The organism is Pedobacter sp. SL55 (genome assembly GCF_026625705.1).
Classification (GTDB): Bacteria; Bacteroidota; Bacteroidia; order Sphingobacteriales; family Sphingobacteriaceae; genus Pedobacter.
Window position 1 is genome coordinate 3,087,585 of sequence record NZ_CP113059.1, and the last position, 15,441, is coordinate 3,103,025.

14 protein-coding genes and 1 pseudogene are annotated in these 15,441 nt (G+C 37.4%); 11 read left to right on the forward strand and 4 right to left on the reverse strand.

Annotated features, from left to right (window positions below; all coding sequences use genetic code 11):
• Positions 1-115: 115 nt before the first annotated feature.
• From OVA16_RS13775 to OVA16_RS13810, 8 genes and pseudogenes are all read left to right on the forward strand, one after another.
• Positions 116-1,561, forward strand: coding sequence for a circularly permuted type 2 ATP-grasp protein (locus tag OVA16_RS13775; RefSeq protein WP_267760351.1), 1,446 nt, complete (start codon positions 116-118; stop codon positions 1,559-1,561).
• A 215-nt stretch (positions 1,562-1,776) separates the two neighbouring features.
• Positions 1,777-2,660: pseudogene (locus tag OVA16_RS13780) on the forward strand (alpha-E domain-containing protein).
• A 139-nt stretch (positions 2,661-2,799) separates the two neighbouring features.
• On the forward strand, positions 2,800-3,771 hold the full coding sequence (locus OVA16_RS13785) for a transglutaminase family protein (protein WP_267760354.1): 972 nt from the start codon (positions 2,800-2,802) through the stop codon (positions 3,769-3,771).
• 103 nt (positions 3,772-3,874) lie between these two features.
• Entirely contained in the window at positions 3,875-5,719 is a 1,845-nt protein-coding gene (locus tag OVA16_RS13790) for a DNA topoisomerase 3 (RefSeq protein ID WP_267760357.1), read from the forward strand.
• Positions 5,720-6,234: 515 nt separating this feature from the next.
• Entirely contained in the window at positions 6,235-6,612 is a 378-nt protein-coding gene (locus OVA16_RS13795) for an STAS/SEC14 domain-containing protein (RefSeq protein ID WP_267760359.1), read from the forward strand.
• Positions 6,609-7,046, forward strand: coding sequence for a hypothetical protein (locus tag OVA16_RS13800; protein ID WP_267760362.1), 438 nt, complete (start codon positions 6,609-6,611; stop codon positions 7,044-7,046). The genes OVA16_RS13795 and OVA16_RS13800 overlap by 4 nt, the downstream gene beginning before the upstream one ends.
• Before the next feature lie 11 nt (positions 7,047-7,057).
• A complete protein-coding gene (locus OVA16_RS13805) occupies positions 7,058-7,609 on the forward strand; it encodes a pyridoxamine 5'-phosphate oxidase family protein (RefSeq protein ID WP_267760365.1) in 552 nt (183 codons plus the stop codon).
• A gap of 181 nt (positions 7,610-7,790) precedes the next feature.
• Entirely contained in the window at positions 7,791-8,822 is a 1,032-nt protein-coding gene (locus tag OVA16_RS13810) for a S66 peptidase family protein (RefSeq protein WP_267760368.1), read from the forward strand.
• Here OVA16_RS13810 and OVA16_RS13815 read toward each other — a convergent pair.
• The gene (locus OVA16_RS13815; RefSeq protein WP_267760369.1) at positions 8,819-9,595 is read right to left on the reverse strand and encodes an MBL fold metallo-hydrolase; all 777 of its coding nucleotides are present in this window, start codon (positions 9,593-9,595) and stop codon (positions 8,819-8,821) included. The two genes, OVA16_RS13810 and OVA16_RS13815, sit on opposite strands and share 4 nt — an antisense overlap.
• 471 nt (positions 9,596-10,066) lie before the next feature.
• On the opposite strand from OVA16_RS13815, the gene OVA16_RS13820 reads away from it, so the two are divergent.
• Positions 10,067-10,249 (forward strand): histone H1, encoded by a 183-nt coding sequence (locus OVA16_RS13820; protein ID WP_267760372.1) that lies wholly within the window; start codon positions 10,067-10,069, stop codon positions 10,247-10,249.
• Between the two features lie 114 nt (positions 10,250-10,363).
• Positions 10,364-10,675, forward strand: a complete 312-nt coding sequence (locus OVA16_RS13825) for a hypothetical protein (RefSeq protein WP_267760374.1) — start codon at positions 10,364-10,366, stop codon at positions 10,673-10,675.
• A 54-nt stretch (positions 10,676-10,729) separates the two neighbouring features.
• Here the strand turns inward: OVA16_RS13825 and OVA16_RS13830 are convergent, their stop codons facing one another.
• Positions 10,730-12,217 carry a PLP-dependent aminotransferase family protein gene (locus OVA16_RS13830; protein ID WP_267760376.1) on the reverse strand — a complete coding sequence of 496 codons (1,488 nt, stop codon included), beginning with the start codon at positions 12,215-12,217 and terminating at the stop codon, positions 10,730-10,732.
• Between the two features lie 132 nt (positions 12,218-12,349).
• Here OVA16_RS13830 and OVA16_RS13835 point away from each other — a divergent pair, with 132 nt between their 5' ends.
• The gene (locus OVA16_RS13835; RefSeq protein WP_267760378.1) at positions 12,350-14,218 is read left to right on the forward strand and encodes a TonB-dependent receptor plug domain-containing protein; all 1,869 of its coding nucleotides are present in this window, start codon (positions 12,350-12,352) and stop codon (positions 14,216-14,218) included.
• A gap of 172 nt (positions 14,219-14,390) precedes the next feature.
• Here the strand turns inward: OVA16_RS13835 and OVA16_RS20140 are convergent, their stop codons facing one another.
• Positions 14,391-14,588, reverse strand: coding sequence for a YqaE/Pmp3 family membrane protein (locus OVA16_RS20140; protein WP_324288405.1), 198 nt, complete (start codon positions 14,586-14,588; stop codon positions 14,391-14,393).
• Positions 14,589-14,683: 95 nt separating this feature from the next.
• A complete protein-coding gene (locus OVA16_RS13840) occupies positions 14,684-15,313 on the reverse strand; it encodes a TetR/AcrR family transcriptional regulator (protein ID WP_267760382.1) in 630 nt (209 codons plus the stop codon).
• Between the last annotated feature and the right edge of the window lie 128 nt (positions 15,314-15,441).

Below are 15,441 nucleotides of genomic sequence, written 5' to 3' on the forward strand. Positions count from 1 at the left end.
GTATATTTTTTATTGTTTTTTTATGTTTATTTTGAATTTTATGTTATTTTTTTAGTTTTTTGTGTTGATTTTTTGATGTAAAATTATTATATATGTGTAAAATATTTACCTGTATATGATTTTTGAAAATTATTTTAACGAATACAAGTTAATTTCTGGTGTTTTTGATGAAATGAAAGGTGTTGATGGGGTTAGAAAGCATTATGATTTGTTTATGTCGGCATTTCAAGAGGTAAATTCTTCTGAAATGGCACTTAAAGACGAGCTTGCTAAAAAACTTTTTCTAACACAAGGAATTACTTTTACGGTATATAGTAGTGGCGAAGGAATAGAGAAAATTTTCCCTTTCGATATTTATCCGCGAATTATCCAGGCCGCCGAATGGGAGTTTATAGAAAAAGGCATAAAACAGCGTTTAAAAGCACTTAATATTTTCCTCAAAGATGTGTATAGTCATCAGTTTATTATTAAAGATGGCATCATTCCGGCTTCGCTTATTTACTCTTGCCCTAATTATTTAAGAGAGATGATGAACGTTGAGGTGCCTTTTAATATTTATACGCACATCAGCGGTATTGATTTAATTAGAGATCACGATGGTTCTTATTACGTGCTAGAAGATAACCTGCGTACACCATCTGGAGTGAGTTATATGCTCGAAAATAGAAGTATCAGCTATCGTTTGTTCCCCAATCAAATTCCAGAAAATAAGGTTAGGCCAGTAAGCGACTATCCAGATTTATTGATGAAAAACCTGCTGGGCTTGGGCAACAGGCATACCAGTAGACCAACGGTGGTGCTTTTAACGCCAGGTATTTACAATTCGGCTTATTTTGAGCATACCACGTTGGCTCGTTTAATGGGCATAGAATTGGTAGAAGGTAGGGATTTGGTGGTAGATAACCATAAAGTGTACATGCGAACTACCAAAGGTTTAAAACGTGTTGATGTAATTTATCGTAGGGTAGATGATGAGTTTTTAGACCCACTGATTTTTAGGCCTGACAGTATGTTGGGAGTTCCGGGCATTTACCATGCTTACAGAAAAGGCAATGTAGCCATTATTAATGCCATGGGTAATGGCGTTGCCGATGATAAAGCGGTTTATGCTTATGTGCCTGATATGATTAAATACTATTTGAACGAAGAGCCTATACTTAAAAATGTACCTACTTTGAGAATGGAAAATGAAGATGAAAGGGAACATGCTTTACAAAATCTTCATAACATGGTGGTAAAAAGAACCAACGAGAGTGGTGGCTATGGCATGTTAATTGGCAACACTGCTACAGAAACCGAACTGAAAGAATTCGCAGAAGAAATACAGAAATCGCCGCGACAGTTCATTGCCCAGCCTATCATCAGTTTATCATCTGCCCCTTGTTACATTGATGGTAAATTGCAACCACGCAGGGTAGATTTGAGGCCTTTTGCATTAAGCGGTCCAGATGGGGTAGAAATTGTACCAGGTGGCTTAACTAGGGTAGCATTAAAAGAAGGCTCTATCGTAGTAAATTCGTCGCAAGGTGGCGGCAGTAAAGATACTTGGGTAGTAGATTAGGGATTAGGGATTAGGGATTAGGGGTCAGGTATCAGTGGTCAGGTATTAGGTGTTAGTTTTAAGGCTATTAACTATAAACCAACAAACTAAACAACCAAACAGCCAACAAGCCAAACAACTAAACAACTAACAAGCTAAACAACCAAAAAAACAACAAACCAAAGAAAAACATGCTCAGTAGAGTTGCAGAAAATATATTTTGGATGAGTCGCTATATGGAGCGCACAAACTTCCAGTTAAGAATACTTAGAACTTATTACATTGCCTCGCAAGATGGGGTGCCTTTTGTAAAGTGGGACGAAGTTTTTAGGTACTATAACCAGGGGATGCCTGCCGAAAAAGGCATGAGTGCTAACGAAGTGCTTAATTTTATCCTTTTTGATAGGGATAACGAAAGTTCTGTAGTAAATAACATTTTTAGAGCCAGAGAAAATGCCCGAAGTGCACAAGACCATATTACCAAAGAACTTTGGCAATGCTTAAATGATTTTTATCATTTTATTAGAGATAAAGCTTTACAAAGACAGCTTAACCATGGCGATCCGGTTAGTGTGCTAGACCAATTAATTAAGCAATGCATGCTCTATTATGGTATTGTAGATATTTCTATGTTTAGGAGCGAAGGTTTTAACTACCTCAATACCGGTAAGTACGTAGAAAGATTGCTGCAAATCATCAGTTCCTTAAATATGCAAATTGCAAGAACCAATGGAGAAATTAAGGATAGCATGGACATTGTGAGTTGGCGTTATTTCTTAGTGTCTATTTCGGGTTACGAGTACATTTAAAATCTCATTCGGGTACGGTAAATCCTGCACTCATATTTAAACAGGTATTGTACGAAATGCATTTTCCTCATTCTATAGCTTACAGCATAGCGCAATTAAATAGATATGCCCAACGCTTAAAACCAGAAAGCTTAGAAGACAGCTTTGATAAACTTGAGTTTGCTATTGGAAAAGCCGCCGCGATACTGAAATATAATAGTCCAGGTTCAGATTGCGAAGCTCAATTGGCTTTATTACAGTCTATCGAAACTAACATTATCAATGTTGTTCAAGTATTTAACGAATATTATTTTGGTTCATTAGTTCATTAGTTCACTTGCTGATTGGTTCACTTGTTCATTAGTTCACTTGCTCATTGGTTCATTTTCTCATTTAATTATTTACTCATTTCTGCTTCAACACCAACCTATGCGCAATCGTAATTCGTAAATCTAAAATCGTCAATCAAAAATGCCTACATATCATATCAAACACGTCACAAAATATAGCTATCCATCTGCGGTAACTGATAGTGCCAATCAAATCATATTAAGTCCGCCAACAACACCTTATCAGGATATTGTACAACACGAAATCAAAATTAACCCAGCCACTTCGGTAGATAGTTTTTACGATTATTTTGGAAACAAAGTGGGCGTGTTTACCATAGTGCCGCCCCATACAGATTTGGCCATTGTGGTAGAGGCCGAAGTGGTCACAAAAAAAGTTCCAGCTCCAAATGATTTTTGGCCAGCTAAAAACCAGTGGGAAAATATTGTGTCTCTGGCTAATCATATCGAGTTTCTCGATTTTATGAAACCTGGTGCTTCTCAATCTTTAAAACAAATTAAGCAAGAAATAGATGGACTGGTAAGTAAAGAAATGACAGTTTTTCAATTGGTAAATGAACTTTCATCTTATGTTTATGGTTTACTTACTTATCAAAAAGGAGTTACCAATGTAGAAACAGATATCGATCAAATTTGGGAGTTAAAAGCTGGGGTTTGTCAGGATTTTGCACATTTGCTAATAGAGATGCTGCGGTTGTACCAAGTACCCTCTAGGTATGTGAGTGGCTATATTTGTCCGGCGGGTAACGAGTTAAGAGGCATTGGCGCTACCCACGCTTGGGTAGAGGCTTACATACCAGATTACGGATGGATAGGCATTGACCCAACAAACAATTGCTTGGTAGGCGATAGGCACATCCGCATTGCTTTTGGACGTAATTTTAACGATTGCACACCTGTAAAAGGCACTTATAAAGGTTCTTCTGCGCATACTTTATCGGTAGCGGTTATCATTACCAACGAAAAAATTAAAATGGAAGAAGAATTGGTAACAGCAACTGATGCTTATGTAAAAGAAGTAGAAGAACCGATTGCCATTGTTAATTCTTACCAGAAATTTATTGAAATGCAACAGCAGCAGCAACAGCAATAATCTCTATCTCCTTATTGCACAGTTTAATACTAAAGGTGTTGATAAGTTAGAACGGCATAGCTAGTTTAAATTTCGGATATTTAACCTTCCATTTTGTTTAAATATGAAGTTAGTAATTGCCGAAAAGCCATCTGTAGGACGTGAATTAGCCAAAGTTTTTGGTGCAACTACTCGTAAAGATGGCTACATAGAAGGAAAGGGTTATTCTTTTACCTGGGCCTTTGGCCATTTGCTGCAATTGGCACCACCGCAAGAATATGGTTTTTACGGTTGGCGTAAAGAGCATTTGCCTATGCTGCCGCAAAAATTCAAACTTTCTATCCGTAAAATTAAAACAAAGGATGGGATGGTAGAAGATCCGGGAGTGCGCAAACAACTGGATATTATACAGAAACTGTTCGACGAATGTACCGAAATTATTGTGGCAACGGATGCTGGGCGTGAGGGCGAGCTAATTTTTAGGTACATCTATTCTTATCTAAAATGCAAAAAGCCTTTTAAGCGCTTGTGGATTTCTTCGCAAACCGACGAAGCTATTAAAGATGGTTTTAGAAACTTAAAGCCTGGCACAGAATACGATACTTTATTTAGTTCTGCGCATTGCCGTTCGGTTTCTGATTGGTTGGTGGGTATGAACGCTACGCAAGCGTTAAGTATTTCTGCTGGAAATAGGAGTGTGTTGTCTTTAGGAAGGGTACAAACCCCAACCTTGGCTATGATTTGTGCTCGTTACCTCGAAATCAAAAATTTTGTGCCTAAAACTTATTTCCAAATTGGCATTCAGTTAGATAAAGACGGACAATTGTTTAAGGCCATTTCTGTAGATAATTTTGATACCAAGGAAGAAAGCGAAGCCATTTTTGCAAAAGTAGAAGACGTAGCTTCGGGTTTTAGCAATGGCGGAAACATTACTGCCGTAGAAGCCAAACCTAGAAAAGAACCACCACCGCTGTTGCACGATTTAAGTAGCTTGCAACAAGAAGCAAACAAACGCAATGGCTTTACTGCCGATCAAACTTTGGGTTTATTGCAAAACCTGTACGAGAGCAAATTGGTAACCTATCCGCGTACAGGCAGCCGCTACATTGGCGATGATATTTTTGCTACCGTGCCAACGTTAATTGCCAGCTTAACAGATCATCCGCAATTTGCAAAACAGGCAATAGCTTTAGGCGAAATGACGCTTAATAAGAGGAGTGTAAATGCCAAAAAAGTAACCGACCACCATGCTGTGCTCACTACGGGTATTAAGCCAGGTTCGTTAAGTAAAGATCATCAGGCCATTTACGATATGGTAGCCGGGCGTATGCTCGAAGCTTTTCATCAAGAATGCGTAAAAGAAGTAACAAAAATTACCATTCAATCGGAAATTACTTTTATGGCCAATGGTACGGTAATCCGCTCTGCGGGATGGCGCTCGGTATTTAATGATGTAGAAGACGATAAGAAAGACGAGGATAATCCAGCTTTGCCAAAAGTAAAAAAAGGAGAGGCCTTGCCTATTGTTAACAAAGCTTTGCTAGAGAAACAAACTAAGCCAAAGGCGATGTATAACGAAGCGTCCTTGTTAAAATCTTTAGAAACCTGTGGTAAGGAAATTGAAGACGAAGAACTGCGTTATGCCATGAAAGATAGCGGTTTGGGTACGCCAGCTACTCGTGCGGCTATTATCGAAACCTTGTTAACAAGAGAATACATCATCCGCGAAAAGCGAAATCTAGTGCCAACCGCTAAAGGTTTGGCGGTGTACGATATTGTAAAAGAAAAACGAATTGCACAAGCTGAGTTAACTGGCGCTTGGGAGAAACGCTTAGAAGAAATTAGATCTGGAGGTACTTCGGTACAAGAGTTTAAAAGCGAAATTATAGATTATACCCGTAGCATTACACAAGAGCTATTAACAGATGGCGCTGCTATATCTAGTCAGTTGGCAGCACCTGCAGTTTAGGGATTAGGGACTAGGTGTCAGTGGTCAGGTATTAGTGGCTAGGTGTTAGTGGTTAGGAGTTAGTCTTGATTTTCAGTATTACATTATTTCCGTTTTTTAGTGGGGTGGTAGCATACCAAAGTATTTCCTTTATAAATTAGACCACAAATCATTTCCCTTAATCCATCGAAGTAAAAATTACCGTCCAATGTTCATTCCTGTTGGCTTTAGCCAACGGTATATCTCAAAATTCCATTAAAGGCTTTAGCCAAATCTACTTTTAGCTAACTAGCTCCTTGTACCTAATCCCTAGCCCTTCATTTAACTGAAGCTAATGTAAAACCTCTTATAGCATTTACAGCTATTCAACCAGACTAATCCCTAACCCATAATTTAACTGAAGCCAATATAAAATCTCTTATAGCACTTGCAGCTATTCATTCAAACTAATCCCTAAAACCTAATCCCTAACCCCTGATCCTTTAATTAAAACTTTCCGTCAAAAAATCTTGTTATGCTTAGTAAAGAACGAAATTATGTTAAGCATTATAAGAGAAACACCACCACATGTATTTGGCGTTAGAGCCACGGGCCAAGTAACGGCCGAAGATCTTAAAAGTGTATTGTTGCCCGGGCTAGAGGTGCTTACACAGCAATATGGCGAAATTTATTACCTATTGGTATTAGAAACACCCGTTGAAAATTTTACTGCTGGAGCTTGGTTTCAAGATATGATTGCGGGCCTAAAGCATTTTACCAAATGGAAAAAAGCGGCCATAGTTACCGACGAAAAAGCAGTAGAAAAATTTACAGATGCTTTTAGTTATGTCGCCCCAGGAGAGTTCAAAGGCTTTCCTATGGCGCTTTTAGATGATGCAATAGATTGGTTAAATGTTAAAGATGAGGCACAATGAGATGGATTAAAAATATAGCTGCAGGGCTGGTAGGTTCGGTAGCCTTAAACATACTTCACGAAATCGTGAGAAAAAATGTAAATAATGCGCCAGAGGTAAATTTACTTGGTGCCGAAGCAGTCAATAAAACTTTAAGTGAATACGGAAGGCCAATACAAAACCCTAAAGATTTGCATAAAGTGACTTTGGAGCTAGACTTAATAGCCAACGCCGCATATTACAGCGCTATTGGCGGCAGTGGTAAATACATTTGGCCAAAAGCAATAGTTATGGGTTTAAGCGCTGGTATTGGAGCTTTAAAACTTCCTAAACCTTTGGGCCTAGATCCAACGCCTGTAGCAGAAACCAGTCAAAAACAAGCCTTAACCGTTGGTTATTATTTATTTGGGGCACTGGTAACCGCTATAACACTAAAAACAATTTTAAAACCTTAAAATACAAAACAATGGATAACTCAAGAGATAGTTCAAATAACACGCAAAATACAGCAGATCATATTAAAACGCTAGAAGGAAAAGAAGCGGTTGAAAAATTACAAGAATTAGCAAAAGGCGCAGAAAACTGTTTCTTCTGCACCAGTATAAAAACTGGATTGCCACTTTCGGTAAGGCCTATGTCGGTGCTAGATGTAGACGATAAAGGTAACCTTTGGTTCATGAGCCAAGTAGATAGCAGTAAGAACAAAGAAATTGAAGCCGATCCTTTTACGCATCTCTTTTTTCAGCACCATAAAAATTCTGGCTTTTTAAATGTTTACGGCATTAGCGAAATCATTGAAGACAGAAAGAAAATAGAAGAACTTTGGAACCCGTTATTAAAAGTGTGGTTTCAAGACGGAAAAGACGATGAAAAAATAAGTGTGATTAAAGTAGAACCAACTGACGTTTACTATTGGGATACCAAACATGGCGAAGCTGTAGCATTTATCAAAATGGCTGCTTCTATTATTACGGGAAAAACCATGGATGATTCGGTAGAGGGCAAATTGGAGGTGTAGCCAAGTATTACCAACATTGTAATATAGCCCCGATAGTAGCGAGCACGTAGCGGCAAACCTATATGTTTGCCCGAAGTAAAGCGAATAGCGGGACTGAAGAGCGCAAAGGCTTACTGTTTTTGCGCTTCTACTTTTAAAACACTTTTGGCGTAGTGCAGGCTTATTGGTAAATTGCTCCATCATGAACCGTAAACTATTCCTGTCTTCTTTATTGCCGGCTTCGGCCATGTTGTATGCCTTTAAAAGCAAAGCATCCGTTTCTTCATCTAGCGAGCAGTTTAAACATAAAAAGCCTCCATATTTAAAGCAAGGCGATATTATTGGCATCACTTGCCCGGCGGGATATATTACTCATGAAGAAATTGAACCAGCAATACAACAAATGGAAAGTTGGGGCTTTAAGGTAATTAAAGGAAAAACGGTTGGCGATAGAGATTTTACCTTCGGCGGTACAGATGAGGAGCGTTTAACAGATTTGCAAAGTATGTTGAACGACCCAAGTATTAAAGCCATTATGTGTGCTCGCGGTGGCTACGGAGCCGTTCGTATTGTAGATCAGTTAGATTTTAGTGTTTTCAAGACATCGCCCAAGTGGCTTATTGGTTTTAGTGATATTACCATTTTGCACTGCCATTTAAACAGCAATTATCGCTTTGCAAGCATTCATTCTAAAATGTGTAATAGCTTTCCTACCGATTGGAGCAAGGCAGAACCCATACAAATAGAAACGATTAAATCTATCGAAAAGGCGTTAAAAGGAGAGGAGCTGATGAAATATGAAGCTCCTTACCAATTAAATAACAGAGTTGGAAATGCCGAAGGAGAATTAATTGGCGGCAATTTGCGCTGTATCGAAAACTTAATGGGCAGCGTTTCAGCAATTAAAACCGATGGCAAGATTTTGTTTGTAGAAGATGTTGGCGAATATCTGTATAGCATAGACCGTATGTTTTACAACCTAAAAAGAGCAGGGAAGTTGAGCAAGCTTAAAGGCTTGATTATAGGTGGGTTCAGAATTAAAAAAGATGATGATAACGATGGTTTCGGCAAAACTTTAGAACAAATTGTGATGGATAAGGTAAAAGAATTCGATTATCCGGTTTGCTTTGATTTTCCGGTGGGGCACCAAAAAGCCAATTATGCTTTAAAGTGTGGGGTAAAACATCGGTTAAGCATTACCACACAAGCAACTATTTTGCAAGAACTGCCTTAAATTGGATTTAAACCAATGTGATAAACAGGTGTTTCTTGTAGTCTTGAAGCCACAATAATTTCTACACCATTGGCAACTTGGGTAAATAAGCTGTTTACCAAATCTGGGCAATTGTTTTCTTTACTTAAATGAGATAAGAAAAGATGGCTCATAAAGGCAGAGCGATGATTTACAAATAAATCTAAGGCCTTTTGATTAGATAAGTGCCCGTTGCCACCACTTATTCTTCGCTTTAAGAAGTAAGGATAATTACCTTTTTCAAGCATTTCATCACAGTAGTTAGCTTCCAAAAAAACGGCGTGGCACTGTTTAAAATGATGAACTAGGTTTTGGCAATGATCTCCTATATCGGTAAATACACCAATTTTAATATCTTTATGAGCTACCGTAAAACTATGTGGCTCGGCGGCGTCATGTAATTTAGGGAAAGCAATGATTTGCAAACTGCCAATGTTAACTGGTAAGGTGCCACAAAATGTATAAACCAAATGTTCGGGGAGCAACTGCTTACCACTTAATCGTGTTTTTTCGGTAATGTAAATAGGTAGTTGATGTTTTTTTGCCAATACAGGTAAACCTTTAATATGGTCAGAGTGCTCGTGACTAATGAAAATAGCCCTCACTTTCTGTATATCTAAACCTAGTCTGGCCAAGCGGGTTTCGGTTTCTTTACAGCTTAGGCCAGCATCAATTAACACAGCATCTTCATCGTTTCCAATGTAAAAGCAATTGCCATTGCTGCCGGTATTTAATGAGGTAATGTATAATGACATGTTTGGCAAAGTTCGAAATTTTAAAGCGTTCCTTTGAGGGTAAATTTTTAACATTCGCAAATTATGCCTCAAAATGAAGCAGTTTGTAACCAAAACAGGTTAGCGCAGCATACCATTTTTCTATTCAGAATACACCGCAAGAGCATTGCTAGTATAAAAAAGGCAATAAGATTAGGTAAACAATAAAAGACCTGTATTTGCTGATAAATTTATGTTTGATTGAAGAAAATGTATTTGTATATAGAATTAAAATTAGGCTTATCTTTCAGATTTTCAGATTGTTGTGTGTTTTTGTGGCCTGCTGTTTCAAGTGCTTGCGCATAGCAAGGGTATTTATAATTAATTAGTAGCTAAAGTTGTAAATGTGAATTGTTAAAAAATATCTCGAAAAAAATAATCTCAAAAAAAGAAAGAATTGCTTGTTTATTCCGTTTAAATGATATATTTGACCAATAAATTAAAATTATAACAATGGAAAAATTTGCAAAAGTTAAAGAAGTAGTAGCTGCTATCGAGGCAGACGTAGAGAAATTTTATAATGCAGGTAATTCAGCTGCAGGAACTAGAGTACGTAAAGCAATGCAAGATCTTAAAGGTTTAGCACAAGAAATCCGTACTGAAGTTACAGAGAAAAAAATAGCGCAAAATAGTTAAAACGCTCAAAAGTAATTTTTGGAAGACCTTGTTTAAATGCAAGGTCTTTTTTTATGTATAAAGGCCAAATCATTTAAATGCTTTTGTATTTTTAAGATTTAAAACAAATAAGAAATGATTGCAGTACAAGTTACTTACAAAGTAAAGGCTGATTTTGTAGAAGAAAACAAAAACAATATCAATACCTTTTTAGCTGATTTTAAAGAAATGCAGACCAGTAGGTTTTTATACCATGTGTATGTAAAAGAAGATGGATTAACGTTTGTACATGTGTCCATGTATGAAAGTGCGGCTATACAAGAGCAAGTGCTAAGTACACCTTCTTTTGTAAAATTCCAACAGCATAGAGACGAAAGTGGTTTAACCGAATTGCCTATCATCGAGAATTTAACTCATTTAGGTTCTTCTATCAGCCTAATTAAATAGAATTTGGTAGAGATAAAAATTTAGGTCTAGCATAACCTATTGCTAGATCTATTTTTACGTTGAAGTAATTGTGGCCACGGCTTGGTGCATAATTTTTAAGCTGCTTTGCATCTCATCTATTGTTAAATTACCAAAACCAATACGTATGGCTGTGGTTTTTCTATTCTGGTAAAGTAAGTTTTTAGGAATAAACAGTTGGTGTTGCTTGCAAATTTTAGATAGTTGCATTAGCGAAATAGGAATGTTCCATCTTAACCACACCGCTAAACCGCCTTTGGGTATAGTAAAAGATACTTTGTTCCCGAAAAGGGTTTCAATTAGCTTACAGCAATGGTCGCGGCGTTCTTGGTAAACTTTCAACGATTTTTTGAGGTGCCTGTGCATATCGCCCTCGGCAATCATTTCTGCCAAAACCTGTTCCATAACCACGTTGCCCTGCCCGTCTAAAATACTTAGGTATTTCTGCATTTCTTCGATGAAATTTTTGGGAGCAACTACAAAACCGCTACTAAAAGAAGTCGATAGTGATTTTCCGAAAGAACCCACGTAAATTACCATTCCATCTACATCTGCACTAGCTAAGGGCATAATAGTGCTTTTCTCGTATTGGAAATCATAATCGTAATCGTCTTCTATAATGATAAAGCCATACGTTTTAGCTAATTGTAAAAGTTGTACCCTCCGTTGTGCACCTAAGCTAACCGTAGTAGGGTAATGGTGGTGCGGCGTAATGTAAACTGCCCTAATTTTGGTGGTTTTAAGCTTGGTAGCCAATTGCTCTACATCTATACCGTGCTCATCTACCGCTATGGTTTGCACCTGAGCGCCCGCTTCATGAAAAATCATGTTTGCGGTAAATAAACTCAATTCGCCAACAATTACTACATCTTTAGGTGCAATAATTAGTTTGGCAACAACATAAAGGCTCATTTCTGTGCTACGGGTAACTAGCAGGTTGTTTTTACCAATATGTAATCCGCGAGAGCTATTAAGGTAATTACTTAATTGATCTTTGGCTTGTTGGCTGGCCAATAGTGGGTTACTTAGTTTTCTGAGTGTACTTTTTCGTTTTAGATTAGCACTATACAGGCTAGATAATTGCTTTATTTCTGTTAAACGGATATCTGCCGAACCATCATTAAATTGATAAGTACATTCGCTCAACTCAAACAGATTGTCTAATACGTTAGATTGCTTAAAGTGATAGCCAGTTTGCAGTGGGTAACTTGCTAAAGAAACCAAAGCATCATACGGTCGTTCGGTTGTTTTTCGCTGATGGTCCATTACATAAGCACCTTTGTTTGCCTCAATCGCAATCCAACCTTGGTGGTGTAGGTCTTGGTAGGCGGCAATTACCGTTTTACGGTGCAGTTGCAGCAAATCGCTCAATGTTCTGCTGCCAGGTATTTTACTTCCCGGTAGCAAGTACCCTCGCTGTATGGCATTAACGAGTTGTTGTGCCAGTTGTAAGTAAATGGGTGTTTTTGAGTTTCTGTCTAATTGGATAAAGCTTAAAAAAGGAACTCGAGCCGGACTACTCATATTCTTAAAACTGGACTATTTGAATGTGCCGGAAAGATACGAGTTTTGTGCCAAAGTCAGAAAGTGATTAGTCTGAAAGACCGATGATGTGGCTTAACAATAAAGCAATTTAACAATACAACAGTCTAGAAAGTGAATAAAATTCTACTACCAATGCTAACGCTTGCTTCGGTTAGTGCTTTTGCGCAAGAAATAAAGCAAGATACCACCAAGCTCAATGAAATTGTAATTTCAGAAAATAGATTGCAAACGCCTTTTAATAAGTTGGCAAGAAATATCCAACTAATTACCAAAGAAGATATCGCTAAGATGCCTGTTAAATCTATCAACGAGGTGTTAAGTTTTATTGCAGGGGCCGATGTTCGGCAGCGTGGCCCTTTTGGCACCCAGGCAGATATCAGCATAGATGGAGGAACTTTTGAGCAAACCCTCATTTTGCTGAACGGTGTAAAGATTTCTGATGTGCAAACGGCTCATCATTCCATGAATATTCCCGTGCCATTAGCCGCTGTAGAGAGAATTGAGGTACTAAAAGGACCTGCTGCTAGAATTTATGGCATTAACGCCCTAACTGGAGCAATTAATATCGTTACCAAAACCAGCAATCAAAATACATTAGACATAAATGTGCAAGCGGGTTCTTCTTTCGAAAATAAGACTTTAGGCGATGGTAAAGGTATTTATGGCGGCTCATCGGCACAATTGTCCGTTAACATGGCTGGCAAAAAAAGTCAGCATTTGGTGGGTTTTGGCCTAACCGACTACAATGGGCAGCGTTACAACAGTAGCACTTACGATCATAAGTTTTTTTATCAAGGTAATATTGATTTTGATGCAAAGAACAAATTGAATTTAATGGGCGGCTACATAGATAATGCTTTTGGTGCAAGTGGCTTTTACGCGGCTCCCGGAGATAAAGAAGCATTTGAAATTGTAGAAACTGCTTTATTTGTAGTAGGCTCATCACATCATTTGAGCAATAATTTCAGTTTGCGGCCAAGAGTAAGTGCCCGCTACAATTGGGACGATTATCGCTATTTCCGTAACGATTTAACCAGGGCTAGATCGCTTCATCAAACCAAAGTTTGGTCGGCCGAAGTGAACAGTACTTTGCATACGGGCATTGGAGATTTTGGTTTTGGTTTAGAAAGCCGTTCTGAGGCTATCGAAAGCACTAATATTGGCGATAGGGAAAGATACAACCACGGCGTATATGCCGAGTACAAAACAGAAGCGCTAAACAATTTACTGTTAAACATTGGTACTTATGTTAATTACAATACGCAGTATGGTTGGCAGGCATTTCCTGGCTTAGATGCTGCTTATTTATTCGCCCCAAAATGGAAATTGGCTTTCAATGTTGGCTCTAGTCAGCGTATTCCGTCTTTTACCGATTTGTATTTGAACCAACGTCCGGGCAATATTGGCAACCCAAATCTAACTTCCGAAAATGCTTGGCAATATGAGCTATCATTACAATACAAATTAGATAATTTTCAAATACAGGGTGGATATTTTTACCGCAACATATCAGATTTTATTGATTGGGTAAGAAATTCGGCTGCGGTGCCTTATCAACCTCAAAACTTTGGGAACAACAAAATACAAGGCTTTAATGTAAGTATAGGCCAATCGCTAAGTTTAAGTAATAAAAGTTCGTTAAACTACCAGTTAAGCTATAATTATTTGCATGTTGGCCAAATAAGTTACACGAATAATGTAACCTCTAAATATGTGTTAGAAAACTTGAAACATCAAGCTTTAGGTAGATTGATTTACAAATACACCAATTGGCAACTTACTTTGGGCACAAGGTGGATAGAACGAGAATTGAAAAACCCTTATTTAATTACAGATATACGTTTGCTTTACGGAAAACAACAATGGAATTTATATGCCGATGTAACCAATTTGTTTAATAAAGAATACATAGAAGTTGCTGCGGTACCCTTGCCAAAAAGATGGTTTTCGGTAGGTGCCAATTACAAGTTTGTATTGTAAACACTTTATTTCATTGCCAAATATGAAGCAATAATTCTTGTAAAATTGTTTTGAAGTTAGCTGCTTTCGTTTAAGCTTTGGTAGCAAATGTTTTGTTAAGTAAGAAATTAATTGATAGTGATGTTAGAAAAAATGGAAGTTCATCAAAGCTTTGCCATTTACTCACTATCAATTATTTTGATCTCATTGCCTTAATCATTTTATAAGTTCGTTTGTCGGCTCTAGCATTTTGTAACGAAATAACGGCCCAAACGGCCGCTGGTATCCATCCAATTAAAGTAATTTGTAATATCAGGCAAATAATTCCCGTAAGTATTTTGCCGCGAAGTAGAAACGAAATAAAAGGAAAAAAAATGGCGATTAAGGTCATGCGATAAAAATTATATACTTGAAGATAACAGTTTTTATTTAATTCTCTTCATCAACTGTAAAGTGCTCTTTAAGCACAATTAAAACCTGTAAGCTTTATAGGTTTTGGTAAGTTTGGTCAACTAGAAAAGATATTGCAGTCTTAATTTTTTCTCTACCATGGTCGCTTTTAAGATCTAATCCGCAGAAAATATTGCCGTTATAAGTTGTACTTAAATTAAGATAGTAAATTCCAGCAACCAAAATTGCGGCTATAGCCCTGTAGTCTTCAGCTTTATCCTTAAAATAAGGGTCTGTAATATTTTGAAGAATAAGCTCGCCGTTTGCCTCTTGGTCTTCGGCTAGTTTTTTTAACGAATTGCGTTGCTGAGATAAGCGCCACAAAAGCACTTTCTGAAATTCTTTGTTTGTATAAACATAATCGAACTGTTCTAAAAACATATCCGTTAAAAAATCTTTACCACCGTCTGTAATTGTTTGTGGTACTTTTTCGCCTTTTACATTGCTCCAAAAATCTTGAGAGCTAATATACTGATCCAATAATTGGTCTGTTCCGCCAAAATACTTGTAAATTAATTTTTTATCTAATCCCGCAGTTGCGGCAATATCATTTACTTTTAGTGCCGCATAGCCTTTGGTTTTTAAAATTTTTCCTACTGCATCTAAAAACCTTTGCTTACTTTTTTCTTTGCTTCTTGCTGTGCTGGCAGCTGTATTTTTTTCCATAAGGTGTAAAATGCTACTTCAATAGCATAAAAATATTTTTAATAATATCACTATTTAGTGACTTTGTGTATATTTGTTCAAACTCATTTTAAAACAACAGTTTACAAAGTAAAGAATTATATATTTTA

What these genes read in the sequence shown, in the direction of transcription:
- OVA16_RS13775 (WP_267760351.1), top strand. Translation starts at nt 116, where the DNA reads ATGATTTTTGAAAATTATTTTAACGAATACAAGTTAATTTCTGGTGTT.
- OVA16_RS13785 (WP_267760354.1), top strand. Translation starts at nt 2,800, where the DNA reads ATGCCTACATATCATATCAAACACGTCACAAAATATAGCTATCCATCT.
- OVA16_RS13790 (WP_267760357.1), top strand. Translation starts at nt 3,875, where the DNA reads ATGAAGTTAGTAATTGCCGAAAAGCCATCTGTAGGACGTGAATTAGCC.
- OVA16_RS13795 (WP_267760359.1), top strand. Translation starts at nt 6,235, where the DNA reads ATGTTAAGCATTATAAGAGAAACACCACCACATGTATTTGGCGTTAGA.
- OVA16_RS13800 (WP_267760362.1), top strand. Translation starts at nt 6,609, where the DNA reads ATGAGATGGATTAAAAATATAGCTGCAGGGCTGGTAGGTTCGGTAGCC.
- OVA16_RS13805 (WP_267760365.1), top strand. Translation starts at nt 7,058, where the DNA reads ATGGATAACTCAAGAGATAGTTCAAATAACACGCAAAATACAGCAGAT.
- OVA16_RS13810 (WP_267760368.1), top strand. Translation starts at nt 7,791, where the DNA reads ATGAACCGTAAACTATTCCTGTCTTCTTTATTGCCGGCTTCGGCCATG.
- OVA16_RS13815 (WP_267760369.1), bottom strand. Translation starts at nt 9,595, where the DNA reads ATGTCATTATACATTACCTCATTAAATACCGGCAGCAATGGCAATTGC.
- OVA16_RS13820 (WP_267760372.1), top strand. Translation starts at nt 10,067, where the DNA reads ATGGAAAAATTTGCAAAAGTTAAAGAAGTAGTAGCTGCTATCGAGGCA.
- OVA16_RS13825 (WP_267760374.1), top strand. Translation starts at nt 10,364, where the DNA reads ATGATTGCAGTACAAGTTACTTACAAAGTAAAGGCTGATTTTGTAGAA.
- OVA16_RS13830 (WP_267760376.1), bottom strand. Translation starts at nt 12,217, where the DNA reads ATGAGTAGTCCGGCTCGAGTTCCTTTTTTAAGCTTTATCCAATTAGAC.
- OVA16_RS20140 (WP_324288405.1), bottom strand. Translation starts at nt 14,588, where the DNA reads ATGACCTTAATCGCCATTTTTTTTCCTTTTATTTCGTTTCTACTTCGC.
- OVA16_RS13840 (WP_267760382.1), bottom strand. Translation starts at nt 15,313, where the DNA reads ATGGAAAAAAATACAGCTGCCAGCACAGCAAGAAGCAAAGAAAAAAGT.